Source organism: Dactylosporangium sp. NPDC051541, assembly GCF_044454505.1.
GTDB lineage: Bacteria > Actinomycetota > Actinomycetes > Mycobacteriales > Micromonosporaceae > Dactylosporangium.
The window spans coordinates 79,923-106,795 of sequence record NZ_JBITDU010000018.1 but is presented as its reverse complement, the minus strand read 5'-3'; the positions used below and the strand labels follow the sequence as shown (position 1 = coordinate 106,795).

Sequence of the window (26,873 nt, the reverse complement as noted above, 5' to 3'; positions counted from 1 at the left end):
GTCAATGATTCTCGACAAATTGCTATCAAGCCGATAGGTTTTATAGGTATGACGTTGGTGCTCGCCGTCGAGATCGACGGCGTCGGGGTCGATCCGGCTGTTTTGCGCCGGACCGCTGAGATCGCCGAGCGGGCCGGGTTCAACCTTGTCACGCTCGAGGACGATCTGGTCACGCCGGGGCGGATCGGCGGTGTCGAACGGGCCGCCTTCATCGCCGCCGCGACCAGCGTGCTGGGTGTCGCGCCGGTGGTGGCCACGACCTACACCGAGCCGTTCCACATCTCCTCGCAGCTGGCCTCCCTCGACCACGTCTCGGCCGGGCGGGCCGGCTGGATCGTGGCCGCCAGCCCGGACCCCGCGGTCGCCGCGGCCTGGGGACGGCCCGTCGCCGACCTCGCGCAGGAGGCCCTGGACTCGGTTCGCGTGGTGCGGGAACTGTGGGACTCGTGGGAGGACGATGCGGTCGTCCGGGACGTGGCCACCGGGCGGTACCTCGACCAGGACCGGCTCCACTACATCGACGACACCGCCGCCACCTACTCGGTGAAGGGGCCGGCCATCGTGCCGCGGCCGCCACAGGGGCAGCTGGTCGTGTTGGCGCCGCGGGGTCTGCTGGCCGGCGACGTCGACGTTGACGTCACGTTGATCGGCGGCGTCAACGTTGACGAAATTCAAGCATTGGCGTCAACGTTGTCGACACCGCGGACGTTCGTCAACATCGACGTCGCGCTCGACACCGCAGCCGCCGACGGCGCCGACCGGGCGGCCACGTCGATCGCGGAGCGGACCGCGCACCCGGCGTGGGGATCGCGCGGGCACCTGCGCTACACGGGCAGCTCGGAAGGGTTCGTGGCGCTGCTGCGGGAACTCGATGCGCGCGGGGGCGTGGACGGGGTCCGGCTGCATCCACTGGCACTCGACGATGACCTGGCAGTGCTCTCGCAGTACACCCTCCCGGGTTTGCACCGAGCGCGAATCGTCAACCGGACGCTGCCGGGGACCACGCTGCGCCAGACCCTCGGGCTGCCCCGCCCGGTCAACCGCTACGCGACCGCCGGAGGCGCCGCATGACCCGCACCGACCCCACCGACGTGCCGAGGCCCGACGCGCAGGTCCACTTCGGCGTCTTCTTCCAGGGCGTGAACTACTGGACGATCTGGTCCGACCCGTCGAGCGGGTCACAGATCGCGCCCGAGTCGTATCAGCGGGTGGCGCAGACCGCCGAGCGCGGCCTGTTCGACGCGTTCTTCCTCGGCGAGGGGCTGCGGCTGCGCGAGGTCGCCGGGCGCATCCACGACCTCGACGTCGCCGGCCGCCCGGACGCGATCACGCAGCTGGCCGCCCTCGCCGCCGTCACCGACCGGATCGGCCTCGTCTCGACGACGAACACGACCTACAACGAGCCGGCCGACCTGGCCCGCCGCCTGTCCGGCCTCGACCTGCTGTCCGGCGGCCGGGCCGGCTGGAACGTCGTGACCACCGACAACGCGTGGACGGGCGAAAACTTCCGGCGCGGCGGGTACCTCGACCACGCCGACCGCTACAACCGTGCCGAGCAGTTCGTCAACGCCGCCCGCGCGATCTGGGACGGTGAGGGCACGACGGTGCGGGTCCGCACCGAGCAGTTCACGATCGACGTCCCGGCCACCCTGCCCCGCAGCCGCCAGGGCCACCCGGTCATCTTCCAGGCCGGCGACTCCAGCTCGGGCCGCGACTTCGCCGCCCGCAACGCCGATGTCATCTTCTCCGCCCACGGCACCGAGTTCGACGACGCCCTCGCGTTCGCCGACGACATCCGGGCCCGCCTGCGCGCGGCCGGCCGCCCCGAGGACGACATCCGCATCCTGCCGGGCACGTCGATCGTCATCGGTGACTCCGAGGCCGACGCCGAGGAGAAGGCCGCCTGGGTCCGCCGCGAGCAGATCACCCCGGCGACCGCCCTCGCCCAGGCCAGCCTGCTGTGGAACCTGGACCTGAGCGATTACGACCCGGACGGCCCGCTGCCGAAGGAGGACCCGCTGCCACCGGACGACTCCGGTGCGTTCGGCTCCTCGCGGGTCACGGCGGCCGAGACCACGATCCGCCAGTGGCGCGAGGCCGCCGACGCGAACAACTGGTCGATCCGCGAAACCGTCATCCACCTGGGCGGCCGCTCCCGCGGGCACGTCGGCACCCCGCAGGCCCTGGCCGACAAGTTCGCGCACTTCGTCCGGCACGGCGCGCTGGACGGGTTCAACATCTCGCCCTACCTGATCCCACACGGCCTCGACGACATCGTGGAGCGCCTCGTCCCGGCTTTGCAGGAGCGCGGGGTGTACCGCACCGCGTACACCGGCACCACCCTGCGCGAGCACCTGGGCCTGCGCCCCGCCCGTGACCACCGAAGACTTGGACCGCTCGTGACCACCGGACACCTGGAACGCCCGTGACCGCCGGCTACCTGGACCGGGTGGCCGGCAGCGACGCCGGCCGCCGGTACAAGCTCGACCTGCTCGCCGCCCTCGACGTCCGCGCGGGGCAGACGGTGCTCGACGTCGGCTGCGGGCCCGGCACCGACCTGCCCGCCCTGGCGGCGGCCGTCGGTCGCCGAGCGGGCCTGGCGGGCCGGGGCGTTCGACGAGGCGGCCGGGCGGGCGTGGCTGGCCCGGCGGGCGGAGGGGCCGTTCCTGGCCGCGGTGACGCTGTTCACCGCCGTCGGCCGGGTGCCGGCCCCCTCCTGGGTCAGTCCCGGTCCTCGTCCCGGACCGGCTGCTCGTTGAGCAGGGTGAACTCGAACTCGACCTGCTGGGTGTCGGGCGCCTCCTCGGGCGTCACCAGGTAGGACTCGACCCGGAAGCCGAGGTTGAGCGTCTCGGCCGCCTTGACGTGCTCGACGAGCTCGTCGACGGCGGAGAAGTACGCGGTGTAGATGACCGCGGGGGCGGCGGCCGGCTCTTCGAAGGACTCGGCCGGCTCGGCGCCGGTCTCGGGGGCCTCAGCTGCGTAATCAATGCTCACGAGCGGCGAGCCTACGACAGGTCGGTCAGTCCTTCCAGTCGAGCTGGTGCTCGGGCACGCCGACGGCCCGGCCGTGGGCGATGGCGGCGGCGCGGGTCGCGTCGTCGCCGGGGAGTACCGGAAGATCGCCGAGGCCGCCCGGGACGTCTGCTGCACCGGCCTCCTGCCGCGGGTGCGCCGCGAACCGTCGCCCGGCCGTGTCCGCCGCCGTCGAGGCCTTGACCGACCGGCCCCAGGTGCCGGACGTCGTCGCCGAGTTCGCGGCCCGGGTCCCGAAGGCCCGCATCGAGGAGCTCGACGCCCGCCACAACATCCAGGAGCAGCGCCCGGCCGAGCTGGCCGGGCTCATCGCCGGCTTCAGTGGGGCGTCGGACGGTAGATGAGCTCCTGAATGTGCCCGTCGAGGGTACGGCTCTGGAGAAGCTCGAGGTCGAAGTCGCCCGCGCCGCCGAGGATGGGGCTGGTGCCGGTCCGGCCGGAGATGACCGGGAAGATCGTCACCTGGATGCGGTCGACCAGGCCGGCGGCCAGCAGTGCCCAGTTCAGCGACAGGCTGGCCTGGGAGCGCAGCGGCACGTCGGACTCGGCCTTGAGGCGGGTCACGATCGCCACGGCGTCGCCGCTGACGATCGTCGCGTCCGGCCAGCCGAGCGTGTCGGTCAGCGTCGAGGAGATCACCGTGGCCGGTGAGCGCAGCGTGCGCACGTTCCACTCGTCGAGCGCGTGCGGGTCGTGGCCGGACAGCAGGATCCCGGCGTTCTCGCGGAACGTGGTCGCGCCGAAGACCATGCGCTGCGGGGTGTCGAACTGCGAGGCGCGGTGGGCGAGCAGCTCCGGGCCCTGCTTGCTCCAGTAGCCGCCCCAGTCGCCGGGCTCGGCGTAGGAGCCGTAGCCGTCGAGGGTGGAGAAGACGTCCCAGGTGTACGTGGCGGTCATGGCGGTTTCCCTTCAGTGTCGGTTGCCTTCATACCCGGCTACGAACACCCGCCGCCCGATCCGACACCCGCCCGCAGCATTTTCGCGAGGAGTCCGGCCTCCTCGTCAGTCGGGGAGGTCGGCGATCGTGCGGGCCCAGTCGCGCAGCGGCGAGTCGGAGGCCGCGTCGACGTATCGCCGGAACTGCTCCCGGCTCTCCGCGCGCCGGATGCCGCCCTGCACCGACGGGGCCTGGTGCCAGCGCGTGCCGGGGCCCGGCTGCCAGGTCCGGGCGACGCCGGCCGCGCCGTCGTCGGGCGACTCGACCCCGAAGTACACCTCGCGCACGCCGAGCGCCATCGCCGCGCCCAGGCACATGACGCACGGCTCGAGGTTGACGCCGAGGCGCAGCGGCTCCGACTGGTCGGACCAGCCGAGGCGTTCGTCGGCCTCCATCATGGCGAGCAGGCCCGCGTGCACCAGCCGCCGGCCGTGGCCCCGTTCCCGGGTGTAGGCCCAGCCGATCACGTCGTCACCGGCGAGCACCACGGCACCGATCGGCAGCTCGCCAACTTTCAGGCCGGCCGCACCGGCCTCGATCGCGGCGCCGACAATCTCCTCTGGGGTCACCCATCCATCCTTGCGTGACCGGCGCGTGTACACAAAGGGCCGACCGTCCACGCGAGCATGGCGCGGACGGCCAGGGCGGTATGGGGAGAACCGCCGATTTATCGGTTGGGGCCGTTGTCCCGGGCGGCGATGGCCAGGCGATGAACTCCTGGAAGGCGGCCAGCCGCTCGGCGGTCATCGTCCAGCGCCGGCCGCCCATGATGTCGTTCTCGCCTCGAGCCATTCGCCGGCCGTTCGCCGGCAACACCTCCGCGACGATAGACGGCCTCAGACCGGCCCGCCCGCGAAGGTCCGCCGGTCCGCCGCCGGTGAAACCCGACGATGCGTCCTGCACGGCCGGGTGCGGGCGGCGGGACTGGTCACGGCCGGCCAGGCGTTCGAGCCGGTCGATTTCCTCGGCGCGCTGCCCCTCGACCGGCTGCGGCTCGGCTGAGCGGGCGCCGGGGCGGCGCGAGACGCCCGGGTCACCGGCTGGGGTCGCGGGGGCTGCGGTAGGTTCGTCGGCCATGGGTATGCACCACGGTTATCTCGCGGCCACCACGACCGGCGCGCACCTCATCGGCGCGCTCAGCCGGTTCTGCGGTGACTTCTACCCCGGCGCACCGGTGGCCGACCCGGATGACCTGGACCTCGACGGCGGCGACGGCGGCTGGGGCCTGGCCCTCGAGGAGTGGCCGCGCTACGCGGTGCTGCTCGACACCTCGCTGCTGCTGGTGGACACTCCGGACCTGGTGGTCGACCTCTCCCGGGTCCTCGGCACCGTCGTCGCCGGCATGGCCGAGACCCTGTCCGGCGCCTACTCGCTGGCCGCGGCCAGCGACGGCCAGCTGCTGCGCCTCGTCACCGTGCAGGCCGGCGTCGAGACGGTCTCCGTGGGCCCGCCCCTGCCGACCGAGGCCACCCGCCCCATCACCGACCCGCACGGCGACGGCCTCGAGGCGGCCCTGGAGCACTTCGGCTTCCACCTGAGCGGGTCCGCGATCCTGCGCCCGGTCCGCTATACCGCGACCCGCCGCCCCCAGCCCAAGCCCGTCGTCACCGCGACCGGCCGGGCCCGGGTGGAACCACGCCGCTGAGCTCGGCCAGGGTGAGCGTCGCCCCGGGCCGCAGCGACGCCCGCACCGCGGCCAGGTCGGTGCCCGGCCCCACCGGGTGCCGGCGGTCGTCGCCGTCCAGGGACTCCAGCAGCTCCAGCGGATCGGCCGCCCCGGCCACCAGGCGCGCCGCCTCCGACCACCAGGCGTCGCCGGCCGGCGGCGGCGGGAGCGCGATGGCCGACGCACGCCCCATCAGGTCCAGCAAGGTCGCCGGCCGGTCGGCGGGGCGGCGCAGCGGCGCCACTGTGGAGCGCCGGAGCACGGCGTAGACGCGCCGGTGCAGGGTGAACAGGACCACGCCGAGCACGGCGACCAGGGCCAGGCGGGCCTCGAGGATCGGGGCCATCCAGCGCAGCCGCGCACCGAACGCGTCGGCGTCGACCGCGTCGGCCCCGGGCAGGACCCGCGCCGCGACGAGGGTGGCCGCGGCACCCACCTGGAACGTGAGCGTCCACGGCGTGAACAGGACCCGCTTCGGGTCCTCGCCCAGCTCCCGCAGGGTCCGGGCGGTGAGGACGAACCACCCGCCGAACACGACGATGACGCCCCAGAACAGGACCAGCTCGCTGGTGCCGAGCCCCTGGCCCGCGCTGAGCAGTTCCAGGTCCGGCGCCGGCAGTGTGGCCTCGACCCGGTAGAGGTATACCAGATCGAAGGCCGCCACGACCGCGAAGGCGGCGGCGACGGCGGCCACGCCCCACATGACCAGCTGTACGGTGGCGGCGGCACCACCGGCCGCGCGCCGGAACGACGTCGTCGTCATACCCGCCACCCACCGGCCAGGGTGTGCAGCCGCTCGGCCGCCTCGGCGTCGGTGGTCTCCACGACCCAGCGGTCCCCGGTGACCAGAGCCCCGCCGTGGCCGTTGAACCCGGCGACGAGAAACACGTCCCGCTCGGCGTCGACCCAGGCGTCGCGCTTGCCGTTGTCGTCGAACGTGTACGCGGCCACGTCGAGGCCACCGTCGCCGCAGGTGACGGTTTCACGGGCGCCGCCGTGCGACGGCTTCGGCTCGACGCCGGCGCAGCCGGCCAGGCGCGCGACAGCGGCGGCCGACGGCGGCCGACCGGCCGGGCCACCGCCGAATCCGATGCCGTAGGCGGTGATCAGCGCCACGGCCGCGAGCAGTACCAGGAGGGGTCGCAGCGACACGCGGGCACTCTACAGCGCCGCGAATCCGGAGTTCGACCCCGTTTCAGGGGATGAGGGCGACCTTGCCGCCGGGGTGGCCGGAGCGGACCAGGTCGACCGCGGCCAGGGCCTCGGTCAGCGGGAACGTCTTGGCGATCGGGACGATCAGGCGGCCCTCGCCGGCCCAGGCCAGGAGGCGGGCGCGCACGCTGTCGCGGTAGGCGGCGCTCTCCGGGAGGTTGCCGGCGATGGCTTTGATGCCGGCCGCGCGGGAGTGGTCGGAGGCGACGATCGTCACGGCGCGGGACGGGTCGTCCATGGTGTCGATGGCCTCGTCGGTGCCGACGGTGTCGATGACGGCGGCGATGCCGTGGGGGGCGGCGGCCTGGATGCGGTCGCGCAGGCCGGGGCCGTAGGCGATCGGGACCGCCCCGGTCTGGCGCAGCAGGGTGAAGTTGCGCTCGCTGGCAGTACCCACGATGGCAATGCCTTGAAGACGGGCCTGCTGGAGGACGCTGATGCCGACCGCACCGGACGCGCCGTGCACGAGGACCGTCTCACCCGGCGCGGCCCGGACCACGTGCAGACACTCCGCCGCGGTGGTGCCGGCGAGCAGCAGGTTGGCCGCGGCCGGAAAGTCGAGGGACGCCGGCTTGGGGTAGACGTCCTTCGCCGGCACGGTGACCTGGGAGGCCCAGCCGCCGCTGATGCGGAACGCCACGACCGCTTCGCCGACGGCCCGGTCGGTGTCCGGCCCGACCGCGCTGATCACCCCGGCCACCTCGTAGCCGATCTTCAGCGGCAGCGCCCGGTCGGTGCCCCGGGCGGCCGAGATGTGTTTGTAGTCGGCCGGGTTGACGCCCGCGGCCCGTACGTCGATGGTGACCTCACCCGCGGCGGGCGGGCGGACCTCGGTCTCGACGAGGGTGAGCACCTCCGGCCCGCCGAACGTCGGTGCGACCCACTGCAGAGCCATCTCAATCTCCCAACAAGCCGGCGCGGCGCAGGATGGGCATGACGCCCTCACCGAAGTGGTACGCCTCCTCCAGGTGCGGCTGCCCGGAGAGGATGAAGTGCTCGATGCCGAGATCATGGTACTCGCGGATGCGTTCGGCCACTTCGGCGTGACTGCCCACGAGGGCGGTACCCGCTCCGCCGCGAACCAAGCCATAACCGGCCCAGACATTGGGGTACACCTGCAGCTTCTCCCGGTTTCCGCCGTGCAGGGCGGCCATCCGCCGCTGGCCGACCGACTCGCCGGCCGCGAACTGGCCCTGCACGACCGCGACCCGCTCCTCGTCGATCCGGCTGATGAGCCGCTCCGCCTCCGCCCACGCCGCCGCGGCGGTGTCGCGGCTCAGGACGTGGAAGCGGATGCCGTATCGCAGCGTCCGCCCGGCCTCGGCGGCGAGTTTGCGCATCCGGTCCAGCCGCTCGGCGATCTGCGGCGGTGTCTCGCCCCAGGCCAGGTAGGTGTCGACCCGCTTGGCGGCGACCCGCTCGGCGGCACCGCTGGCCCCGCCGAAGAAGATCTGCGGCGGTTCGAACGGCTCGAACGGGATGCGGGCCTGCTCGATGCGGTAGTGCTCGCCGGTGAAGTCGAACGGCTCGGTGGCGGCGCTGACGCCGCGCAGGACCGCCAGGAACTCGTCGGTGCGGGCGTAGCGCTGGTCGTGGTCGAGGTGGTCGCCGAAGCGCCGCTGCTCCACCGGGTCGCCGCCGGTGACGATGTTGAGCAGCAGCCGGCCGCCGGAGATGCGCTGGAAGGTGGCGGCCTGGTGCGCGGCGAGGGTCGGCGTGATCAGGCCGGGCCGGAACGCGACCAGGAACTTGAGCTTCGTGGTCACCTGGCTGAGGGCGGCCGTGGTGATCCACGCGTCCTCGCACCAGGTGCCGGTCGGGGTGAGCACGGCCTCGAACCCGAGCTGCTCGGCCGACCGCGCGATCTGCCCGAGGTACTCGATGCCGGGCCGCCGGAACCCGTCGGCGACGGCACCCAGTGTCGACTGTGAGCCGTCACCCGAGCCGACGATGTCCCGGCTGTCGCCGTTCGTGGGCAAGAACCAGTGAAGATGCAGGGTCACAGCGACTCACAATACCGGGTAATGCCGGTCGCTTTAATAGGCATCATGGTCTTCGATCAGGCGCGGGGGCGTACGGTCCGCTCGGCGATGCCCAGCACGGCGCGGTGCGGCAGGAAGCGCTGCAGCGTGGCGACCGTCGCGTTGGTTCGGCCGTCCACGATGGAGGGACAGCCGTTGGCGAGGCCGCGCAGGGTCGTTGCGACGACCTGCTCCGGGGTGCGCCGCCGGCCGAAGGACGCCTCCTCGGCCCCGACGACCTCGAAGAACGGCGTCTCGGTCGCGCCGGGGCAGATCGCGATGACCTTGACGCCGGTGGGCCTCGTCTCCGACCACAGCGCCTCGGTGAAGGCCAGCACGAACGCCTTGCTGGCCGAGTAGACGGCCATGTGCGCGACCGGCTGGAACGCGGCGGTGCTGGCCACGTTGACCACGGCGCCGCGTCCGCGGGCGGTCATGGCGGGCAGGAACCGGGTGGTCAGGTCGACCACGGCCGCGCAGTTGAGCTGGATCTGGGCCTGCAGCCGGGCCGGGTCGGCGTCGGCCACGTCGCCGTGGGTGGCGAAGCCGGCGTTGTTGATCAGGATGTCGACGGTACGGCCGAGGTCCGCGACGTGCGCGACGAGCCGCTCACCGGCGCCGGGCGTGCTCAGGTCCAGGGCCACGACGTCGGCCCGGATGCCGTGTGCGGCCCGCAGCCGGTCGGCGAGCGCGTGCAGCCTGTCCGCGCTGCGGGCGACGAGGATCAGGTGGGCGCCCTGCTCGGCGAGCCGCTCGGCGAACACGGTGCCGATGCCGGTCGAGGCGCCAGTGACGAGTGCGGTCTGTCCGGTGAAGTTCATGGCGATGTCCTCACGTTAAACCAACTGGTCGGTTTGTTTTGGGGGCAGCGTGGTGCCTCGGATGGGGGTGCCGGATCGTTCAGCCGGCCCGCTCGGTGAGCAGGCCATGGCGCACCAGGTCGAGCAGGACCAGCGCTTGCGTGGTGAAGCGCTCGCCGGCCTCGTGGCCGGGGTCGAGCACGTCGGTGAGCGACTTGAGCCCGTCGAACGCCCCGACCAGGATCGCGGCGACGGCCTGCGGGTCCAGGCCGGCGCGCAGGTCGCCGGCGGCCTGGCCGCGGCGCACGAGGTCGGCGACGAACCCGACCCATTCGGCCATTGGTTTGCTGACCTCGCCGGCGAGGGCGGGGTCGCTCGCCATGTCCCGGGAGAGGCGGCTGACGCTCCACGCGCCGGGTTCGGCGTCGAGCAGCTCGAGCATCGCCGGGGTCAGCGCCTCGAACTGCTCGACGGCCGTCGCGTGTGCCAGCACCCGCTCGCTGACCTGGCGCAGCCAGCGCGCCTGCTGGTCGTGCAGCACCGCCAGGGCCAGGGCCGCCTTGGAGGAGAAGTAGAAGTAGAAGGCCCCCTTGGTCAGGCCGCTGGCGGCGATCAGGTCGCTCAACGACGTGCCGAGGTAGCCCCGCTCGGCGAAGACCTGCGCCGCCGTGCGGAGCAGGAAGGCGCGCGTCGCCTCGCCCTTGGCGGTGGCCGGTCCGGCCGGCTGTGCTCGCGTCGTCATGCCTCCACTCTAAACCAACCGCACGGTATGTAAATACCTACCGTGCGGTTTTTTCCGGCGGCGGCGCGCGCTCACCACCACGGGTGCTCGTGGGCGGTGGCGGTGCCGCCGGTGCGGTCGAGCGCGTCGAGCGCGGCCAGGTCGTCGTCGCCGAGATCGAAGCCGAACACGTCGAAGTTCTGGGCGATCCGGTCCTGGTGGACGGATTTCGGCAGGACGATGAGGCCGCGCTGCAGCGACCATCGGATCAAAACCTGCGCGGGGGTACGGCCGACACGCCCCGCGATCGCCGCCAGCGCCTCGTCGCCCAGGTGCCGTCCGGTGCCCAGCGGGCTGTAGGCCTCGACCGCGATATCGTGCCGCTCGCAGACGTCCTGCAGGGCGCGGCGGTACTCGAACGGGCTGAACTGGATCTGGTTGACCACCGGCGCCGCCCCGCCGAGCGCGATGACGGCCGCGAGCTCGCCGACGTCGAAGTTGGAGACGCCGATCGAGCGGGCCAGGCCGCGCTCCCGCGCCCGCTGCATGCCGGCCCAGGCGCGGGTCGGGCCGCCCTGAGGCCAGTGCACGAGGTAGAGGTCGACCTGGTCGACGCCGAGCCGCCGCAGGCTGCCTTCGAGCTCGGCGACCGGGTCGCGCCGCGCGGGCGCGAACTTGGTGGTGATGTAGATGTCCTCGCGGGCCACGCCGCTGTCGCGGATCGCGCGGCCGACGCTCTCCTCGTTGCCGTACACCTGCGCGGTGTCGATGTGGCGGTAGCCGGCCTCCAGGGCCCACCGCACCGCGTCCTCGCACTCGCGCCCGTCGCCGACCTGCCAGACCCCCAGGCCGAGCAGCGGGATCTCGGTGCCGTCGGCCAGTTTGCGCACAGTATTCACATCCAAGATCCTAATTCAACCGGGACAACGGCATGGCGCAACGGGTCGGACGCCCCCGCGCCCGTCCGGGTCGACCCGGTGCGGCCGACCGGAGGCCCGGCTGTGCGCACCGCGCAGCCGGGCCATGCACTGCCCGCACGGCTGCGACGCGTAGCGTGCCAGGAGTGATCCAACACTGCCCGGAGTGCGGCGAGCCCGGCAAAATGATCATCTACGGGTTGCCCGATCCGCAGCTGCGCCAGGGTGCCGCCGAGGGCCGGGTCAGCCTCGGCGGCTGCCTGATCGAGGACGGCGCACCCGACTGGCACTGCCCGCGGGGGCACAGGTGGGCGGATCCTGATCTGGACGGCCGTTCGCGGCTGCTGGACTCGATGCTCGCCGAATACGGCGCCCCCGCCCCCCGCCCCGCCGTCCACGACGGCGACCGGGTCGCTGTCCGCGGCGGGGCGAGCACCGTCGAGTGGCGTGCGGGCACATCCGCACTCACCCTCGTCACGCCCGGCGCCCCCGACGAAGTGGCACCGTTCCCGGGCCCGCCGGAGGCCGGTGGGCACGAATTCGTCGTGTCACCCGACGAACGGCACCTTGTACTGTTCAGCTGGTCGGGGCAGGGCACGCTCGGCCTTGAGGTGTTCCGGCTGCAGCCTGCCTTCGCCCATATCGGCGGGCTCGGGCCGACGCACGCTCACGGCGGGTCGCCGGTGTTCTCGCCCGACGGCCGCTGGCTGGCCCTGTTCACCGACGGTGAGTACACCGTGCGCGGCACCGGCGAGGACTTCGAGGAACGCTACGACGCGAACTCCGACGCGCATGCCGTGCTCGACTGGGCGTGCCTGCACCTGCTGCGCCTGCCCGAGCTCACGACCTACCGCGTCGACGTCGGGGTCGACCTGCCGGTGGCCACGAACCCGGACGTGTACTCCGCCTGGGAACCCTACGACGTCGTGCAACGCGTAACGGACCATCTCGTCGTCCTGCGGATGCCGTGGGGGCCGGAGGTCGCGGTACCACTTCCCCGGGACACCGTCGACAACGCCGTCACAACACTCGGTCCCGCGGTCACGACACTCGGTCCCGCCGTCACGACGCTCGGTCCGGCCGCCACCGGGGAGGTCGCATCACCGCCTCCCCTGGCCGTCCGGGTCCGGCGCGACGGCGAGACGCTCACCGTGGACGGCACCGGCCAGGTGTGGGGCACCGTCCTGGTGCTCGCCGTCACCGGGGAGGTGACCGCGCTGGCCGTCACCGCCGGCCCGCCGCGACTCCTCGCCGGCGGCACGGACGGCGGCCTGCGGCTGTGGGACCTGACAACCGGCACCCCGGCAGGGGAGCAGCCCGACGGGCGGCATGACCGTTTCGCGGCGATCGTCGCGGCCACGATGCCCGGCCTCGGGCCCGTCCTGGGCACCGCCGGCATCGCGGGCAGCCTGGGCCTTCACAACGCTGTGACGGGCCGCGCCGTCCGAGCGCCGGTCACCGCGCGGACCGCCGGGTTCACGGCGATGGCGGCCGTCACCATGCCGGACGGGCGGGTCCTGCTGGCCACCGCGGCGGCCAACGGCATGATCCGGTTACGGGACCCCATCACCGGTGACCCCGTCGGCGCTGAGCTCAACCGGGCCGGTGCCGGGGTCCGATCGATGACGGTCCTGCCGCGGCCGGACGGCCGGCACCTGATCGCCACCGCCGACGGCCCGTTCCGCCGGTGGGATCTCACCCGCGGCGGACAGGTCCGGCTGTGGGACCCGGCCCTCGCCCAGTCCGCGACCGGTGTCCCCGGCGCGCCGAGCGACGCGCGGCTCGCCGAAGCCGGCCAGACGGATGTCGTCGCCGTGCACAGCCTGGTCCTCGACGGCCGCACGCTCCTCGTGACCGCCGGCGGCGACGGCGCCGTCGCGCTGTGGGATCCGGCCGACGGTGCCCTCGTCGGCGACCCGCTCCCGCCACACGCCGGCCCCGGTGCCGTGACCGCGCTGACCGCCGCGTCAGGCCCTGGCGGACGGACGGTGCTCGTCACCGCGAGCCGCACCCTGCGATGCCTGTTCGTCTGGGACCCGGCCACCGGCGCACTGTGGCAACTCGACCTCGGCGTGGCCGTGCACGCCCTCGCCGCTGACGGCGTCCACATCGCCGCCGCACACGAGGGCGGTCTGCTCGCCATCACCGTCGCCGATGCGACGTAGCGAGACGTCGCGGCGCGCGAACGGCAGCTTGCACATCCGGCGGCCGTCGCCGGCGTAGGGCAGGGACAGCCGCACCGCGGCGAGGCTGTGGACGGTGTAGGTCAGCGCCTGACTACCATCCACGCATGCGCCTGTATCGGTACGTGGGACCGCCCGGCGTGGCGGCCGCGGCGGCCGGCTCGCCCGCGGGCACCGCGATCGTCTCCGCGCCGGTCTTCGAAGCGTGGATCGCCGCGCGGGGTGCGGACGAGCCGTTCACCTACGTCGTCGACCGGCACAACTACCTGCTCCTCGCCCCGCGCCGTTCGGAGCACGTGGCGTGCGCGGCCGGGGCCCGGGTCCGCGGGGCCGGTGAGGTGGCGTTCGTCCGCGATGCGACGGGCTGGGCCGTGCGTGCCGTCAGCAACCAGTCGACCGGATACTGCCCGGACGTCACATCCTGGCCGTGCGTCGCCGCCGCGCTGGAGCGGGCCGGGCTACGCCACCCGGGCCGGTTCACCGACGAGCTGACGTTCCGCCGCTGCCCGGCCTGCGCCGAGCTCAACGTCGTCAAGGACGCCGACTTCACCTGCGTGTTCTGCGGGGCCGCGCTGCCGGCCGGCTGGAACGTCGACCTCGGGGCCCCGTAGACCGCAACCGCAGCGCACCTTCGCGGGGACCTTCCTGCGCCGGGCGTGTCGGACCTTTGGTGTTGCCACCAACCGACATGCCTGACAGGAGGCCCACATGCTGCCCGGTATCCGGCGCACGCTCGTCACCACCGTTGCCGCCACGTTCGCCGCGCTCGCCGTCGGCGGCGGGGTCGCCGCCGCGGCGCCCGCCGACGGGCCGCTGTTCTCGTGCCGGTCGGTCGGCGACCCGTGCCGGCAGCCGGGCGCGCCCGTGACCGTGCCGAGCACGCCCGCGCCAAGCGCGCCGGTGCCCACGGTGCCGGTGGTGGCCGCGGAGCCCAATGGGACCATGACGACCGGTGAGTTCATCGCGGCCGCTGTGCCGGGTGCGCAGCAGAGCCGCCGCGAGCACGGGGTGCCCGCGTCGGTGACCCTGGCCCAGGCGATCCTCGAGTCCGGGTGGGGCAAGAGCGCGCTGTCGACGTTCGACAAGAACTTCTTCGGCATGAAGTGCAACGGGCAGGGCAACTACGCGACCGGGTGCCGGACGCACGACACCAGCGAGTGCACCACCGCCGGGCAGTGCTTCCCGACGCAGGCGTCGTTCCGCACCTACACCAGCGCCGCCGACTCGTTCCGCGACCACGGTGCCACGCTCGCGTCCCTGGCCCGCTACAACGTCGCCTTCCAGTTCAAGAACGACCCGAACCGGTTCGTGGCCGAGATGCACAAGGCCGGCTACGCGACCGACCCGCAGTACACGGTGAAGCTCACGAACGTCATGGCGAAGTACAACCTGTACCAGTACGACATCTAACGCCGCAGAGCCCGGCGGGCCAGGAAGTTGCCCAGGAACTGGCCCGCCTGGACGATGACGATGCATGTGTCCTGCGTCTACTCGGGACTGCGCAGGACGGCGAAGAGGACCGTGCGGCGGAGCTTGAAGCCGAGGTGCTCGTAGAGCCGGATCGCCGTGGTGTTGCCGGCCGCGGTGTGCAGGAACGGCGTGTCGCCGCGGGCTCGGATGCCGTGGGCGACCGCGCGGACCAGCCGCGTCGCCAGGCCCTGACCGCGGAAGGCGGCGTCCGTGCACACGGCACTGATCTCCGTGAACCCCGGTGGGTGGAGGCGCTCGCCGGCCATTGCGACAAGCGCGCCTTCGTGGCGTACCCCCAAATATGTTCCTAGCTTGTAGGTCTCCGGCTCGAACGGTCCCGGTTCGGTGCGCTTCACCAGCGCCCGCATCTCCGGCACGTCCGCGGCGCCGAGGGTCACCAGGTCCGCGTCCGGCCGGCTCACGAACGCGTCGGTGGCGACCAGCTGCACGCCGGGGATGGCCAGGGTGGTCTCCCATTCGTCCGGCGCGTCGATGGTGCCCGAGAGGAACGCCGGCTGCCCGGGCCCGACGAGCGCGCGCAGGTCGTCCCAGACCTGCTTGTCCTGCCTCGGATGCACGGCCATGATGGGCGACACCGCGGCCGGGTAGCGCCGGGCCTGGCCGAGGACCTCGGCGAAGTGGGCGTGCGGCCCGGTGAGTGAGGTCCAGGCCGCCTGATCAAGCACGGCCGGCCCATTCCTCGGCGAGGAGCTCGTAGGAGCGCACCCGGTCGGCGTGGCCGTGGGTGATCGTCGTGACGGCCAGCTCGTGGGCGCCGGTGGCGTCGCGCAGCTGCTCCAGCTTGTCGGCGACGGTCCGCGGCGAGCCGACCAGCTGGGTGTCGATGCGGTCGCGGACCAGGTCGCGGTCCTCGTCGCTCCACTCGTGCGCGGCCGCCTCTTCCGGCGTGGGGAACGCGATCGCGCCCGAGCCCTTGCGGATGCTGCGGACCCACAGGCCGTAGCCGGAGGCGAGGATGGCGGCCTGCTCGTCGGTCTCGCCCACGACGACGTCCGCGGAGACCGAGATGTGCGGCTGGTCCAGCTCGGCCGACGGCTTGAACGCGGCCCGGTAGGCCTCGACCGCGTCCAGCACGGTGCTCGGGCTGTGGTGGTAGGAGGCCGCGAACCGCAGCCCGTTCTCACCGGCGACGGTCGCGCTCGAACCGCCGGACGCGCCCAAAATCCACACCTGGAGATCGGCGCCCTCGCCCGGGTAGGCCCGGACCGCGACGCCGCGCGGCGAGACGTAGGTGCCGGCCAGCAGGGCCAGGATGTCGCTGATCTGCTCGTCGTAGCCCGGGGTGTACGCGCCCGGCTGCTGCAGCAGGTCGAGCTGGGTGGCGATCTTCTCGGCCGAGGTGGCGAGGAGGCGGCTGAAGTCGTACTGCTTCGGCAGCAGCAGCCCGTTGTCCGTCCGCTGCTCCTGCGCGTGGTCCGAGCCGCCGCGGTTCGCCGCGTACGCCGACACGGCCTCGTTGACCGAGGCGCTGTCCTCGCTCGGCTTCGGCCGGCCGAACGACCGGCCGATGCCCAGGTCGAGGCGGCCCGGGTAGACGGCGTCGAGCAGCCCGAACTCCTCGACCGTGGCGAGGGGCTGGCGGTGCCCGACCTGCACGCCGGCCGAGCCGATGCGGATCGTGCTGGTGGCCCCGGCGACCAGGGCGATCGACACGGCCGGGGACGCGCCGAGCACGCCCGGGTTGAGGTGGTGCTCGGCGAACCAGTAGCGGTGGTACCCGAACCGCTCCGTCTGCCGCGCGAGGTCGATCGCGTTACGCACGGCGGTGGCGTTGTCGACGCCGCTGCTGCGCGGGATGAGATCCAGGACGGCGAGTGGGGTTGTGCTCATCGTGTTCCTTTCTTGCCGTGGAGCCTCAGCATTCGGACCTCAGCTTTTTGCGCGTCAGCTTCTGGGCCTCAGCCTTCGGGCCTCGGCTCTTGGGCGTCAACCGAGAATCCGGGCGGCGCCGAACCCGGCGGCGAGGCCGGCCCCGGCGGTGAAGCGGGCGGGGGAGAACTGGGCCAGCCGCGGGTCGGGCACGTCGAGCAGCAGCCGGGCCACGTGGTCGCCCCACACCGGGGCCAGCTTGAAGCCGTGCCCGCTGGTCCCGGCGTCGACGAAGACGCGCTCGCTGACCCGGCCCGTCACCGGCTGCCAGTCGGGGCTGACGTCGTACAGCGACGCCCACCCGCGCTCCGCCTCGGCCCGCCCGCGCACCGGTGCCCGCCGTGCGGCCCGGGCGGCGAGCCAGTCGTGCTCGGCGGCGGTGATGGCGGTGCCGAAGTCGTCCGGGTCGGTGGACTCGGCCGGGGCCAGGGGCCCGAGCAGGAACCGGCCGCCGGCCGCGCGGGCCGGGAGTAGTAGCCGTGCTGGATGTCGATGAGGACGTACGGCACCGCCCGCCCGGCGTCGGCCGGCCGCTGCCGCAGCGCGGCCACGACATGGCGCTCGGCGCTCAGCGGCGGCGCGGCCCCGAGCTGGTCGAGCAGCGGCCCCGTCCACGGGCCGGCCGCGACCAGCAGCCGGTCGACTTCGTGCCCGGAGCCGTCGTCGAGCAGCAGCTTCACCGATCGCGGCCCCTCGGCGATCTGGCACACACCGCTGTGCTCCAGCAGCGTGGCGCCCTGCTCGACGGCCCGGGCCGCATAGGACAGGGCGGTCGCGTGCGGATCGGCGTAGCCGGCCCGCTCCTCCCACACCCCGAACGCCGTGCCGTCGAGGTTGAGCTCCGGGAACCGGTCGGCGAGCTCGGCCGCGGTCAGGACCTCGTGCTCCAGTCCGGCGTCGGCGCTGTCGGCGGCCGTGTGCAGGTACAGGCCGCCGGTCCGCACGTAGCCGGTCAGGGCGGCGACGCTGTCCCGGGCGACCTCGGCCAGGAACCGGTTCGTGTAGTAGGCGCGCACGACCCCGCTGGCCTGGCCGGTGGGCCCGCCGGCGCGCCGCCCGCGCTCGAACACGACCGTGGAGACGCCCCGCCGGGCCAGGTGGTACGCGGCGGTGAGGCCGTGCACCCCGGCGCCGACGATACCGACGTCGTAGGTGCTCATGGCTCGAACGATAGAGCCCGCGCGGTTGAATGTCTACTTATCCGATAGGATTACGATAAGGCGCTGGTCACAGCAGCTTGGCCGCGATCGCGTCCACGACCGCCGGGTCTTCGGTCAGCACCGGGTCGCCCGGCCGCGGATCGTGGAACACGACGTCGGTGAAGCCGAGCCGCTCGTAGCGGCCCACGAAGTCCTCGAACGCGCCCACGCTGGCCAGGGGTCGCTCGTCGGTGTCGCCGGTCACGATGATGCGCTGCAGTGACGCCGGGTCCCGGCCGGCCGCGGCGCACTGCTCGTCGAGGCGCTCACCCTGCCGGCGCACGGCCGCCTCGATCGCGGCCCCGGACCGGTCGGTGGCGTTCGGCTCACCGGTGGTGACCCAGGCGTCACCGTACCGCGCGGCGAGGGCCAGTCCACGCGGCCCGGTCGCGGCGATGGCGAGCGGCACCCGGGGCCGCTGCACGCAGCCGGGGATCATCCGCGCTTCGTCGACACCATAGAAACGGCCCCGGAAGTTGTACTGCGACGAGCTCAGCAACCCGTCCAGCACCTCGACGAACTCGGCGAACCGGGCGGTGCGCTCCCGGGCCGTCGGCGCCACGTTGCCCAGGACGGTCGCGTCGAACCCGGTCCCGCCGGCCCCGACGCCGATCGTCACCCGGCCGCCGGAGATGTGGTCGAGTGTCATCACGTCCTTGGCCAGGGTGACCGGGTGCCGGAAGTTCGGCGACGTGACCATGGTGCCGAGCCGGATCCGCGAGGTGGCCGCGGCGACCCCGGTGAGCCAGGGAACGGTGGCGTGCCAGGGTTCGTCCCGATACCGCCGCCACGACAGGTGGTCGTAGGTCCACAGATGCGCGTAGCCGAGCTCCTCGATGTGCCGGGCCCGAGCGACGGTCTCGGGCCACGGGTCAGCGGGAAGCAGCAGCACACCGATACGCATTGTGAGGAGTCTAGGGGATGATCTCGTCCGCCCCGGGCACCACGGCCCACCACCGATCGCGCCGGACCTTGTGCACGACCCCACCCACCCGGGTCAGCAGCAGGACGTCGCCGTTCTGCAGCAGCGCGGCGTCCTCGGCGCCGGCGGCCAGGACGGCGGCCACGCTGGCGAGCATGTTCCGCTCGGCCGGCACCGTCCAGCCGGGCTCGTTGACCAGGGTGTAGGTGACGGTGACGCCGATCGGCACCTCCCACTCGAGCTCGTCGGCGCTCTCACTGTCGCCCGCGGCCGAGAAGTAGGCGTCGCGGATCTGCCGGACGCTGATCGAGTAGCCGTGCGAGTTGCTCAGATCCGCGTTCAGGACGTCACGCCAGGGGGTCAGCGGCACGCGGGGGTCACCGACGGCGCGCTGCGCGACCTGAGCCACCGGCGTCGGTCCCGACACGCTGAGGCTGTACTCGATAGCCACTACTGCTCTCCCCATATGTTCCAGATCGGGACGACCTGACCGTTCGTGATCGCCATGACCTCTTTGAGACCGTCGATCGCCCAGTCGGCGAACTGTCGCCGAAGCGCCTCGACATTGTCGCCCCAATCCTCGAGATTGAGGACCACGCGCTGCGTCTGCCCGAGATCCACCTTCTCCTTGGCCTTGGTCCAGACGCCCCGCGTCGACTTGTTCGCCAGCGGGCTGTAGCAGTCCCACACGAACCCTTCGATGAGATAGTCCGGCTTCCTGGTGGGGTTTCCGACATCACCGGTCGCGGCCCGGGCGGCGGCGATCTCCTCCGGAAAGGGCCGCTGGTAGGTCCGAAATCCGTTGCGGGCCAGGATCACGGCGGCCTCATTCTCCCGGCGGTTCCCGCGCTGGTCCTCCGCATTGGTGTCCGCCTCGATGACGGCCAGGCGCCCGGTGGGTGTCCCCCCGAGCGGACCGGTCGGGCGGGTGATCGTCGGTGCCGGTGCCGGTGCCGGTGCCGGTGGCGGTGGCGGTGGCGGTGGCGGTAATGGCGGCGGCGGTGCGGTGACGGCGGGCGCGGGGTCGCCGCCGGATGTGTGCGGGGCGGCCGGTCCGGCGGCGGGCAGGTGGGCCGCGAGGTCGGCCGACGGGTCCCCGGCCGCTCGGGCAGCGGCCAGGAACCGGTAGATGAGCACGCCCGCGGTGACCGCGACCGCCGCACCGCCGACGACCGCGGCGGCGATGAGCGCGACCGATCGGCAGCCCCCGCCGTCCCCGCCGGCCTCGTAGCTGATGCCGCCGCAGCCGGCCCCGGTCTGCAGCGGCAGCAGCAGGGTGAGCCATCCGACGATCAGGACCGTCCGGACCGTGTCGCGCCAGGTCATCGGCGTCCTCCGGTCATCAGGGCGGCGTGGCGCCGCTTGAGCTCCCGCACGCGGCCACGCCGCACCGCCAGGTCCTCTGGCTCGTCGCCGGGCGGCTCGCCGCGGGAGCGGTGCCAGCGGCCGGCGGCCAGGTCCAGCTCGGCGGCGTGGAGCCGGCGCAGGTTGCGCAGCGCCGGGAGGCCTCCGCGGCGGAAGGCGGCGACGTGCAGCGCCCGCCGGCGGCGGGGGTCGAGCAGGATGGGTACCTCCGGTGGGGTGATCGCGGCCGCCGGGTCGGCGGTCTCGGCGCGCAGCTCGGCGGCCAGGCCGGCGGCCTGGGTGCGTAGCCCGTGGCGCAGCAGCAGGCTCTGCAGCACGATGAGCGGCCCCTGCAGCACGAGCATCGAAGCCGGCAGGACGACGAGCAGCTGCACCGCGTCGCTGACGTCGGGCAGCAGCCGGCCCTGCACGATGGTCCACGTGTTGTAGAGCGCGTGGGCGCCGGCCGCGGCCAGGACACCGCAGACGATGGCGGTACGGCGGACACGCTGGTCGCCCTGCTGGGACGCGGCGCCGATGGCGGCACCGAGCACGGCGGAGAAGGTGGTGTGCGCGGCGAGCAGGCCCAGGATCTGGCGGGCCCAGTACTGCGCGCCCGCCCCGCCGTCGGCCCCGCTCATGTAGACGACCGTCTCCGTGAAGTTGAACCCCAGCCCGGCGGCCGCGCCGAGCACCGCACCGGAGACGACGCCGTCGATCCGGCGCCGGGCCAGCAGGCAGGCGACGGCGACCCCGGCTCCCTTGGCGAGCTCCTCGACGATCCCGGCGTGCATCCCCCGCAGCGGCCGTACCGCGACCGCCGCCTGCAAGGGGTTGTCCGTGAAAAGATCGAGATACGCCGCGGCGTAGTGCACGAACAGCTCGTTGAGGGCCCCGGAGAGCCCGGCCGCGACGAGCGCGCCCCAGCCGAACACGGCCAGGTAGAGCCGGCCGGGCAGCCGCCGGTGCCGCTGCACCGCGAACATCGTCCACAGGCCGAACGCGGTGGTCGGCACGCACGCGGCCAGCAGCAGCGGATGCGACCCGAGGTTGATCACCGGCTGGATCAGCAACGGCGCCAGCAGCGCGACGGTGCCCGCGACGGACCACCCGCGGGTCAGCACCCGGCCCGGGTACTGCTCCCCGTGCACCCGCCGGACCAGCAACAGCCCGAGCCAGGCCACCGACACCGCCACGATCATCAGCCGCAGGACGAACGGGACCTCCACGAGGAACGGCCCCGGCCCCGGCGCGGCGAAGAACAACACGACGGCGGCCGTGAACCCGCCACCCATCACCAGCGCGATCCGCAGCACCCGCACCCACGCCCGGTCGGCGACCTCGCGTGGTCCGATCGGTTGCCGTTGCCGGTCCAGCCCCGGCGCGGGCCGCTGCACCGCCGCCGCGCTCACCGGGCTCACCGGGTGCTCCGGCTCGGCTGCGGCGACCCGCCGGGCCCGGCCGGCGTCCCCGGCACGGCGACCGGCGGAGGGTCGACACCGAAGCCCAGCACCAGTGCCCCGCCGCACATCAGCGCCCCCGCCAGGCCGGCCGCCAGCAGGACCCGCAGCTGTGGCCACGGCTCGTAGCCGGGCACGTCGCGGCGCGGTGCCAGCCCCATCGCGATGCTCTGCCCGAGGTCGCGCACCGCCCGCCCGGCCCCGGTGGCCGCCCGCACCACCAGCACCGGCCGCCGGCGCGGAAGCCTCGGCAGCAGCGCCGTGCCGACCGTGGCGACGAGCGCACAGACCACCGCCAACACGGACACGATGGCGAAGGTGCGCGGCGCTGCGGTGGGGTGCACCGGGCCGCCGGTGCCCAGCGCCCGCGACAGGGCCGCCGCCCCGGCGACGGAGAACCCGGCGACGGCGGCGTAGAGCACGACCAGCATCGCCGAGTAGACGACGTGCAGCCGGCACAGCAGCAGGATCGCGGCCAGGCCCAGATAGGCGAACACCACCGTCACGACGGTCGTGGTCTGGTGCAGGACGGCCACGTCGCGGGCGTCGCCGACGTTGAGCAGCCGCCGGCCGACGTTGTCACTCGCCGCGCCGGCCAGCGCCGCCCCCGCGACCACGGGCAGCAGCGCCGCGTAGAGCCGTGACGAGGGCCCGCGCAGACCGGCCGTGACCGCGGTCACGGCGATCAGGGGACCCCACGGCAGCGCCGAGACCATGAAGAAACGCACGAAGCCGCCGGCGTCCGCCGGGAGCTGGTCCGTGTGCAGGAGCATCGCCTCGGGCTCGCCCCAGGTCACGGCCGAACCACCGATCCAGTCGGCGCCCTGCAGCCGGACCAGGACATAGCCGCACACAACCGAGCCGATCATCCCGGCCCACCGCATCACCTGCGCGACCATCCAACCCCCATGCCTCCGGCGCCCGCCCGCCAACATACCGGCAACCGTCAATGGCCGGGGGCCCGCGACCGGGCTCAGGCGCGCGTGATGCCGAGCGTTGCGATGAGGTCCTCGTGCAGTTCGAACCACACTTTGTGGCACGAATCCACATTGATGCCGGTAATCCAGGCCGGGTCCCGGGCCGCGTTGCGCAGCGCCGCGTCGAACCGCGCGTGATAGCCGCCGAACCGGTCCAGGCGCGGTGCCAGCTCCCCTTCGAGGGCGCGCAGCTCGCCGGCGAGCCGGAGGAAGGTGTCCGTGCTCCGATCGGTCTCCAGCTGCCAGGCGGTGAACGCGCGGGACGCCTCCGCGTTGAGCGGGAGGAAGCGGTCATGGACGGCGGCGACGGTACTGCGAGCGCCGGCGCGATCCAGCTCCTCCGACAGCAGCGCCTCGTTGCGGGCGCGGCCACGTTCGGTGAGCGACCACCCGGCGAGCCCGGCGAACTCGGACCGGCTGACCAGCCCGTACGCCTCGGCATCGAGGAGCTGCTCCCCGGTCTCCGCCCGATCCAGCCCGAACCGACCGGCGATGACTTCGACGTCGGCGAACCCTTTGAGCCGCACCGCATGCAGCACCAGCAGCTCGGACATCGCCACCCTCCCGCCAGACTCGGACATCAAGCACCTCCCACCGAAGTCGACATCACGCAACTCCCACCGGAATCGACACCACTCAACTCCCACCGAAGCCGACACCACGCAACTCTCACCGGAATCGGCGTCACGCAACTCTCACCGAAGTCGACACCACGCAACTCTCACCGGAATCGACACCACTCAGCTCCCGCCGAAGTCGACATCACTCGGCTCTCACGGATCTTCCGCGAGAATGGCACCGGCGCCCCCGTCGACTACGACGTCGGCCCCGTCGGGCAGCACGGTCAGGGCGGACGCGACCCCGGCGACGGCGGGGATGCCGTACTCCCGGGCGACGATCGCCGCATGGCTGAGCACGCCGCCGGTCTCGGTGACGACGGCCGCGGCCACGCGGAACAACGGCGTCCAGGCCGGGTCGGTGGTCCGGCACACGAGCACGTCGCCGCGCTGCAACCGCCCGAACTCGTCAACCGACCGGATGACCCGCACGACCCCCCGAGCCACCCCCGGACTGCACGGAACCCCGATCGCGAGCGGTTCCCGCCGCCGTCCCGACTCACCGAGCGGCGAGGACCGCGGCCGGCCTCCGTCCGGTGCGCCGACGGCAGTGATCGGTCGCGACTGCAGGACCCAGAGCGTGTCACCTTCGATCGCCCACTCAACATCCTGCGGCGCCCCGAAGATCTCCACACACCGCCGCCCCAACGCAACAAGCCGCCGCACGTTGATTTTCGTCAAGTACGTTGATTGCCCCGCAATATTGTCAACGTGGTCGCCGTCAACGTCGGCGCGGTCAATGTTGACGTTGAGTCTGCGGACGATGATTTCGGCAGGTACGACGGAGCCTGAGACAACGCCTTCGCCGAGGCCTGGCGCTGCGTTGATGACCACCGCGTCGGCCCCGTTGCGTGGGTCGAGGGTGAACAGCACGCCGGCCGTGTCCGCGCGAACTAAGTTCTGCACGATGACCGGCACGGCTTCGGGATGGTTGCCGTAGCTCCGCACGCGGTCGGTCAATGTCGAACACAGTTCGATGGCGGCCAGGACCTCCTCGAGACCCCGCGCCCCGAGCACGGTGTTCAGCTGCCCGGCGAACGAGGCGGTTGCGGAGTCCTCGGCCAACCCTGACGAGCGCACGGCCACCGGTCGCCGCTCGAGATCCTGGGCGTGGCGCCCATCGAGGTCACGAGCGTGGTGCCCATCGCGATCCCGCGCGTGGTGCCCACCGAGGTCGTGGGCGCGGCGCTGGGCGCGATCCGGCGTGAGCTCCCGGTCGGGCTGCTCGGCGGCGGGCTGGCCGAGATCGTTCGGGGAACGCGAATCGAGATCGTTGGGGGAACGCGGGTCGGCGTCGTTCGGGGGATGCGGGTCGGGGTCGTGGGAGTTCAGACGGGCCAGGTGCGGGGCTAGGGTCGCGGCGTCTATGGGGCCCAGCACCACGAAGCCGTCAGGCACGGGCAGGCCGGCGCGGATCAGGACGGCTAGGGCGTGTGCCTTGTTGCCGCACTCGGGACCGGCGTCGGCCAGTGGAACGACCCTCATCACCCGAGCCGGCCCAGGACGCGCTCGTGACGCTGCTGAGCGGCCTGGGCGGTGCGCAGGCCCAGCGGCTCGGCGATCTGGTTCCAGGTCAGGCCCTCGGCCCGCGCTACGAACAGCAGGCCGGCCTCCAGTTGGTCGAGCTCGGCCCGGGCGGCGGCCAGGAGGGTGAGCGCGGCCAGGAGGTCGTCGGGCAGTTCCAGAGCGTCGCGGTCGGTGTTGGCCCGCCACAGGGCCTGGCGGATCAGTGTCACCGCGTTGTGTGGCTGGCCCGGAGCGAGCCACGGCAGGCGGGGGAGGTCGTCGCCGCCGCGCTCGGTCAGCCTTGCTTGTGCGGTCCGCTCATCCACCGCACCAGCGTGACCATCAACAACTTGTTTGTCAACAACCTGTTGATGCGCCTGTTCACGTGCGCGGCGATTGCTGATCACCGGAGCGGCCCGGTGCCGGAGCCGGTCCTTGCCGGTAAGGTGCCACTCCGGCATGATGACTTACATGAGCGGACTGGGGCGATTGGCTGCTGTAGATGTCGCGGCATTGCAGGAGAGCTGGGACCGGCAGCAGGAGGGGTACATGCCGGATCGGGAAGAGCGGTTCGGCGCCATGCTCGACGCCGTCGCCGCGACCGCCGGACCCGGGCCCGTCCGGCTCCTGGACCTGGCCGGCGGCACCGGATCCATCACGCTGCGGGCGCTACGGCGATTCCCGGCCGTGGAAGCGACAGTCCTCGACCTCGACCCGGCGCTGCTGGCCATCGCCGAAGCGACGTTCGCCGAGCCGAGCCACGCCGAGCCGAGTCACGCCGGGCCGAGCGACGCCGAACCGGGCCGCACCGGGCGGGTTGCCGTCGTCGCCGCCGACCTGAGCGCGGCCGGGTGGGTCGACGCGCTGCCGCGGCGCGAGTATGACGCCGTGCTCACCGCCACGGCCCTGCACTGGCTGCCGGGCGAGCGGGTCAGCGGGCTCTACGGCGAGATCCGGCAACTGCTGCGACCCGGCGGGATCTTCGTCAACGTCGACCACATTCCCGACGACGGGCTGCCGACGTTGACGAAGCAGTTGCTGGCGGCGGAAGAGACGGTGCGCAATGCCCGGTATGCGGCCGGGGCGGCGCTGTCGTGGGCGCGGTGGTGGGAGCACCTGGCCACGATCGAGGAGCTCGCGCCGCTGGTCGCCCGGCGGCACGAGATCTACCCGACCGGGCACGCGGCCGAGTTCACGCCCTCCCTCGCGTGGCACGTGGACGCGCTGCGCGCCGCCGGCTACAGCGAGGCCGGGGTGCTTTGGCGCGGCGGGCCCGACGCGGCCGTCGCCGGGGTGCGCTGACCCGCTCGGCGATAGGCGAGCAGACCGGCCACGAGACCGGCGAAGCCGAGCACGAGGCCGGCGATGCCGAGCGTCAGGGCAGTACCATCGACGCCTGCTTTGCCGTTGTTCATAACGGCATTCGCGTCCTGCGCGGCGGTGCCGGTCGACGTGGTCCGGGCCGTCGTGGTGCCGGCCTTCGTCAGCTTCAGGACCGGGGCCGGGTGGTCGGCCGCCGGCTCGTCGATCCAGCGCACGACCTCGCCGTTGGAGTAGGTCTGCAGCGCCTTGAAGACGAGCTGGTCGGTGTCGGGCAGCGGGCCGAGCGAGACGTCGAACTCCTGGAACTGGTGCGGTTTGATCTCCGCGCCCGGACCGGCGGTCCACGTGATCTTCGAGATGGCCTCGGTGAGCTCGCCGTCGTCGGTCTTGACCGGGGTGGCGAGCTTCGTCGAGTCGGTGACGGCCGTCCATCCCGGCACCGGACGCAGTGCGACCGACGCGATCGGCTTGTCCGTCGGGATCGCCACCTCGACCTTCGTCGTCGAGGCGCCGTCGCGCTCGTTGGGGACGCGGAACGTGACCTTCGTGTAGCCGCCCTGGGTGGCGGTGCCGGGGTTGACGGTCACGTGCGCGGAGGCGGCCACCGGGAAGGCGAACGCCCCGGCCGCGGCCGCGATGAGGATCGTGCCCAGACGCAGGCGCATGGCGGTT

31 protein-coding genes are annotated in these 26,873 nt (G+C 72.9%); 7 read left to right on the top strand and 24 right to left on the bottom strand.

Going from position 1 to position 26,873, the window contains the following annotated elements:
- The first annotated feature begins 48 nt into the window (after nt 1–48).
- Nucleotides 49–1,071: an LLM class flavin-dependent oxidoreductase gene (locus ACIA8L_RS47190; RefSeq protein ID WP_395915389.1), complete on the top strand. Its 1,023-nt coding sequence runs from the start codon at nt 49–51 to the stop codon at nt 1,069–1,071.
- Complete coding sequence (locus ACIA8L_RS47185) at nt 1,068–2,429, top strand: LLM class flavin-dependent oxidoreductase (protein ID WP_395915387.1); 1,362 nt, start codon at nt 1,068–1,070, stop codon at nt 2,427–2,429. Before ACIA8L_RS47190 ends, ACIA8L_RS47185 begins: the two co-directional genes overlap by 4 nt.
- Before the next feature lie 292 nt (nt 2,430–2,721).
- On the opposite strand, the gene ACIA8L_RS47180 is transcribed toward ACIA8L_RS47185, so the two are convergent.
- The 4 genes from ACIA8L_RS47180 to ACIA8L_RS47165 form a co-directional block, all read right to left on the bottom strand.
- Entirely contained in the window at nt 2,722–2,997 is a 276-nt protein-coding gene (locus ACIA8L_RS47180; RefSeq protein WP_395915386.1) for a hypothetical protein, read from the bottom strand.
- Nucleotides 2,998–3,022: 25 nt separating this feature from the next.
- Nucleotides 3,023–3,346, bottom strand: a complete 324-nt coding sequence (locus tag ACIA8L_RS47175; protein WP_395915385.1) for a hypothetical protein — start codon at nt 3,344–3,346, stop codon at nt 3,023–3,025.
- A gap of 8 nt (nt 3,347–3,354) precedes the next feature.
- On the bottom strand, nt 3,355–3,933 hold the full coding sequence (locus tag ACIA8L_RS47170) for a dihydrofolate reductase family protein (protein ID WP_395915384.1): 579 nt from the start codon (nt 3,931–3,933) through the stop codon (nt 3,355–3,357).
- A gap of 105 nt (nt 3,934–4,038) precedes the next feature.
- Nucleotides 4,039–4,542, bottom strand: a complete 504-nt coding sequence (locus ACIA8L_RS47165) for a nucleoside deaminase (protein ID WP_395915383.1) — start codon at nt 4,540–4,542, stop codon at nt 4,039–4,041.
- Nucleotides 4,543–5,048: 506 nt separating this feature from the next.
- Here ACIA8L_RS47165 and ACIA8L_RS47160 point away from each other — a divergent pair.
- Complete coding sequence (locus ACIA8L_RS47160; RefSeq protein ID WP_395915382.1) at nt 5,049–5,618, top strand: hypothetical protein; 570 nt, start codon at nt 5,049–5,051, stop codon at nt 5,616–5,618.
- On the opposite strand, the gene ACIA8L_RS47155 is transcribed toward ACIA8L_RS47160, so the two are convergent.
- The 7 genes from ACIA8L_RS47155 to ACIA8L_RS47125 all read right to left on the bottom strand — a co-directional run bounded on the left by ACIA8L_RS47155 (nt 5,578) and on the right by ACIA8L_RS47125 (nt 11,292).
- Nucleotides 5,578–6,402, bottom strand: coding sequence for a hypothetical protein (locus ACIA8L_RS47155; protein ID WP_395915381.1), 825 nt, complete (start codon nt 6,400–6,402; stop codon nt 5,578–5,580). The genes ACIA8L_RS47160 and ACIA8L_RS47155 overlap by 41 nt on opposite strands.
- Nucleotides 6,399–6,791 (bottom strand): hypothetical protein, encoded by a 393-nt coding sequence (locus ACIA8L_RS47150; protein ID WP_395915379.1) that lies wholly within the window; start codon nt 6,789–6,791, stop codon nt 6,399–6,401. The genes ACIA8L_RS47155 and ACIA8L_RS47150 overlap by 4 nt, the downstream gene beginning before the upstream one ends.
- Nucleotides 6,792–6,834: 43 nt before the next feature.
- Nucleotides 6,835–7,746 carry an NADP-dependent oxidoreductase gene (locus ACIA8L_RS47145; protein WP_395915378.1) on the bottom strand — a complete coding sequence of 304 codons (912 nt, stop codon included), beginning with the start codon at nt 7,744–7,746 and terminating at the stop codon, nt 6,835–6,837.
- 1 nt (nt 7,747) lies between these two features.
- Nucleotides 7,748–8,854, bottom strand: a complete 1,107-nt coding sequence (locus ACIA8L_RS47140) for an LLM class flavin-dependent oxidoreductase (protein ID WP_395915376.1) — start codon at nt 8,852–8,854, stop codon at nt 7,748–7,750.
- A 56-nt stretch (nt 8,855–8,910) separates the two neighbouring features.
- A complete protein-coding gene (locus ACIA8L_RS47135; protein WP_395915375.1) occupies nt 8,911–9,693 on the bottom strand; it encodes an SDR family NAD(P)-dependent oxidoreductase in 783 nt (260 codons plus the stop codon).
- A gap of 79 nt (nt 9,694–9,772) precedes the next feature.
- The gene (locus tag ACIA8L_RS47130; protein ID WP_395915374.1) at nt 9,773–10,414 is read right to left on the bottom strand and encodes a TetR family transcriptional regulator; all 642 of its coding nucleotides are present in this window, start codon (nt 10,412–10,414) and stop codon (nt 9,773–9,775) included.
- Between the two features lie 71 nt (nt 10,415–10,485).
- Complete coding sequence (locus tag ACIA8L_RS47125; RefSeq protein ID WP_395915373.1) at nt 10,486–11,292, bottom strand: aldo/keto reductase; 807 nt, start codon at nt 11,290–11,292, stop codon at nt 10,486–10,488.
- A gap of 164 nt (nt 11,293–11,456) precedes the next feature.
- Here ACIA8L_RS47125 and ACIA8L_RS47120 point away from each other — a divergent pair, with 164 nt between their 5' ends.
- The 3 genes from ACIA8L_RS47120 (at nt 11,457) to gsmA (ending at nt 14,903) form a co-directional block, all read left to right on the top strand.
- Nucleotides 11,457–13,475: a hypothetical protein gene (locus tag ACIA8L_RS47120; protein WP_395915371.1), complete on the top strand. Its 2,019-nt coding sequence runs from the start codon at nt 11,457–11,459 to the stop codon at nt 13,473–13,475.
- A gap of 125 nt (nt 13,476–13,600) precedes the next feature.
- A complete protein-coding gene (locus tag ACIA8L_RS47115) occupies nt 13,601–14,104 on the top strand; it encodes a hypothetical protein (RefSeq protein WP_395915370.1) in 504 nt (167 codons plus the stop codon).
- 97 nt (nt 14,105–14,201) lie between these two features.
- Complete coding sequence (gsmA, locus tag ACIA8L_RS47110; RefSeq protein WP_395915368.1) at nt 14,202–14,903, top strand: sporangiospore maturation cell wall hydrolase GsmA; 702 nt, start codon at nt 14,202–14,204, stop codon at nt 14,901–14,903.
- 77 nt (nt 14,904–14,980) lie between these two features.
- On the opposite strand, the gene ACIA8L_RS47105 is transcribed toward gsmA, so the two are convergent.
- The 12 genes from ACIA8L_RS47105 to ACIA8L_RS47050 form a co-directional block, all read right to left on the bottom strand.
- Nucleotides 14,981–15,649, bottom strand: a complete 669-nt coding sequence (locus tag ACIA8L_RS47105; RefSeq protein ID WP_395915366.1) for a GNAT family N-acetyltransferase — start codon at nt 15,647–15,649, stop codon at nt 14,981–14,983.
- Entirely contained in the window at nt 15,642–16,814 is a 1,173-nt protein-coding gene (locus ACIA8L_RS47100; protein ID WP_395915364.1) for an LLM class flavin-dependent oxidoreductase, read from the bottom strand. The genes ACIA8L_RS47105 and ACIA8L_RS47100 overlap by 8 nt, the downstream gene beginning before the upstream one ends.
- A gap of 96 nt (nt 16,815–16,910) precedes the next feature.
- Nucleotides 16,911–17,114 (bottom strand): hypothetical protein, encoded by a 204-nt coding sequence (locus ACIA8L_RS47095; RefSeq protein ID WP_395915363.1) that lies wholly within the window; start codon nt 17,112–17,114, stop codon nt 16,911–16,913.
- Complete coding sequence (locus tag ACIA8L_RS47090; RefSeq protein ID WP_395915361.1) at nt 17,111–18,013, bottom strand: NAD(P)/FAD-dependent oxidoreductase; 903 nt, start codon at nt 18,011–18,013, stop codon at nt 17,111–17,113. Before ACIA8L_RS47090 ends, ACIA8L_RS47095 begins: the two co-directional genes overlap by 4 nt.
- Before the next feature lie 67 nt (nt 18,014–18,080).
- Nucleotides 18,081–18,956 (bottom strand): LLM class flavin-dependent oxidoreductase, encoded by an 876-nt coding sequence (locus ACIA8L_RS47085; protein ID WP_395915359.1) that lies wholly within the window; start codon nt 18,954–18,956, stop codon nt 18,081–18,083.
- Nucleotides 18,957–18,966: 10 nt separating this feature from the next.
- The gene (locus tag ACIA8L_RS47080) at nt 18,967–19,440 is read right to left on the bottom strand and encodes a SitI3 family protein (RefSeq protein WP_395915357.1); all 474 of its coding nucleotides are present in this window, start codon (nt 19,438–19,440) and stop codon (nt 18,967–18,969) included.
- Complete coding sequence (locus ACIA8L_RS47075) at nt 19,425–19,853, bottom strand: hypothetical protein (protein WP_395915534.1); 429 nt, start codon at nt 19,851–19,853, stop codon at nt 19,425–19,427. Before ACIA8L_RS47075 ends, ACIA8L_RS47080 begins: the two co-directional genes overlap by 16 nt.
- Nucleotides 19,854–20,296: 443 nt before the next feature.
- A complete protein-coding gene (locus ACIA8L_RS47070; protein ID WP_395915355.1) occupies nt 20,297–21,739 on the bottom strand; it encodes a PrsW family intramembrane metalloprotease in 1,443 nt (480 codons plus the stop codon).
- A complete protein-coding gene (locus tag ACIA8L_RS47065; RefSeq protein ID WP_395915353.1) occupies nt 21,736–22,677 on the bottom strand; it encodes a hypothetical protein in 942 nt (313 codons plus the stop codon). The genes ACIA8L_RS47070 and ACIA8L_RS47065 overlap by 4 nt, the downstream gene beginning before the upstream one ends.
- 74 nt (nt 22,678–22,751) lie before the next feature.
- Nucleotides 22,752–23,309, bottom strand: a complete 558-nt coding sequence (locus ACIA8L_RS47060; protein ID WP_395915352.1) for a transcriptional regulator — start codon at nt 23,307–23,309, stop codon at nt 22,752–22,754.
- A gap of 219 nt (nt 23,310–23,528) precedes the next feature.
- Nucleotides 23,529–24,857 (bottom strand): PEP/pyruvate-binding domain-containing protein, encoded by a 1,329-nt coding sequence (locus ACIA8L_RS47055; RefSeq protein WP_395915532.1) that lies wholly within the window; start codon nt 24,855–24,857, stop codon nt 23,529–23,531.
- A complete protein-coding gene (locus tag ACIA8L_RS47050; protein ID WP_395915350.1) occupies nt 24,857–25,204 on the bottom strand; it encodes a DNA-binding protein in 348 nt (115 codons plus the stop codon). The genes ACIA8L_RS47055 and ACIA8L_RS47050 overlap by 1 nt, the downstream gene beginning before the upstream one ends.
- 145 nt (nt 25,205–25,349) lie before the next feature.
- Between ACIA8L_RS47050 and ACIA8L_RS47045 the strand changes: the two genes are divergently transcribed.
- Complete coding sequence (locus tag ACIA8L_RS47045) at nt 25,350–26,180, top strand: class I SAM-dependent methyltransferase (protein WP_395915348.1); 831 nt, start codon at nt 25,350–25,352, stop codon at nt 26,178–26,180.
- Here the strand turns inward: ACIA8L_RS47045 and ACIA8L_RS47040 are convergent.
- Entirely contained in the window at nt 26,117–26,866 is a 750-nt protein-coding gene (locus tag ACIA8L_RS47040; protein ID WP_395915347.1) for a YcnI family protein, read from the bottom strand. The two genes, ACIA8L_RS47045 and ACIA8L_RS47040, sit on opposite strands and share 64 nt — an antisense overlap.
- Nucleotides 26,867–26,873: the final 7 nt, after the last annotated feature.

What these genes read in the sequence shown, in the direction of transcription:
- ACIA8L_RS47160 (WP_395915382.1), top strand. Translation starts at nt 5,049, where the DNA reads ATGGGTATGCACCACGGTTATCTCGCGGCCACCACGACCGGCGCGCAC.
- ACIA8L_RS47055 (WP_395915532.1), bottom strand. Translation starts at nt 24,857, where the DNA reads ATGAGGGTCGTTCCACTGGCCGACGCCGGTCCCGAGTGCGGCAACAAG.
- ACIA8L_RS47100 (WP_395915364.1), bottom strand. Translation starts at nt 16,814, where the DNA reads ATGAGCACAACCCCACTCGCCGTCCTGGATCTCATCCCGCGCAGCAGC.
- ACIA8L_RS47155 (WP_395915381.1), bottom strand. Translation starts at nt 6,402, where the DNA reads ATGACGACGACGTCGTTCCGGCGCGCGGCCGGTGGTGCCGCCGCCACC.
- ACIA8L_RS47085 (WP_395915359.1), bottom strand. Translation starts at nt 18,956, where the DNA reads ATGCGTATCGGTGTGCTGCTGCTTCCCGCTGACCCGTGGCCCGAGACC.
- ACIA8L_RS47045 (WP_395915348.1), top strand. Translation starts at nt 25,350, where the DNA reads ATGAGCGGACTGGGGCGATTGGCTGCTGTAGATGTCGCGGCATTGCAG.
- ACIA8L_RS47065 (WP_395915353.1), bottom strand. Translation starts at nt 22,677, where the DNA reads ATGGTCGCGCAGGTGATGCGGTGGGCCGGGATGATCGGCTCGGTTGTG.
- ACIA8L_RS47040 (WP_395915347.1), bottom strand. Translation starts at nt 26,866, where the DNA reads ATGCGCCTGCGTCTGGGCACGATCCTCATCGCGGCCGCGGCCGGGGCG.
- ACIA8L_RS47080 (WP_395915357.1), bottom strand. Translation starts at nt 19,440, where the DNA reads ATGGGGAGAGCAGTAGTGGCTATCGAGTACAGCCTCAGCGTGTCGGGA.
- ACIA8L_RS47090 (WP_395915361.1), bottom strand. Translation starts at nt 18,013, where the DNA reads ATGAGCACCTACGACGTCGGTATCGTCGGCGCCGGGGTGCACGGCCTC.
- ACIA8L_RS47135 (WP_395915375.1), bottom strand. Translation starts at nt 9,693, where the DNA reads ATGAACTTCACCGGACAGACCGCACTCGTCACTGGCGCCTCGACCGGC.
- ACIA8L_RS47185 (WP_395915387.1), top strand. Translation starts at nt 1,068, where the DNA reads ATGACCCGCACCGACCCCACCGACGTGCCGAGGCCCGACGCGCAGGTC.
- ACIA8L_RS47190 (WP_395915389.1), top strand. Translation starts at nt 49, where the DNA reads ATGACGTTGGTGCTCGCCGTCGAGATCGACGGCGTCGGGGTCGATCCG.
- ACIA8L_RS47175 (WP_395915385.1), bottom strand. Translation starts at nt 3,346, where the DNA reads ATGAGCCCGGCCAGCTCGGCCGGGCGCTGCTCCTGGATGTTGTGGCGG.
- ACIA8L_RS47060 (WP_395915352.1), bottom strand. Translation starts at nt 23,309, where the DNA reads ATGTCCGAGCTGCTGGTGCTGCATGCGGTGCGGCTCAAAGGGTTCGCC.
- ACIA8L_RS47145 (WP_395915378.1), bottom strand. Translation starts at nt 7,746, where the DNA reads ATGGCTCTGCAGTGGGTCGCACCGACGTTCGGCGGGCCGGAGGTGCTC.
- ACIA8L_RS47130 (WP_395915374.1), bottom strand. Translation starts at nt 10,414, where the DNA reads ATGACGACGCGAGCACAGCCGGCCGGACCGGCCACCGCCAAGGGCGAG.
- gsmA (WP_395915368.1), top strand. Translation starts at nt 14,202, where the DNA reads ATGCTGCCCGGTATCCGGCGCACGCTCGTCACCACCGTTGCCGCCACG.
- ACIA8L_RS47115 (WP_395915370.1), top strand. Translation starts at nt 13,601, where the DNA reads ATGCGCCTGTATCGGTACGTGGGACCGCCCGGCGTGGCGGCCGCGGCG.
- ACIA8L_RS47170 (WP_395915384.1), bottom strand. Translation starts at nt 3,933, where the DNA reads ATGACCGCCACGTACACCTGGGACGTCTTCTCCACCCTCGACGGCTAC.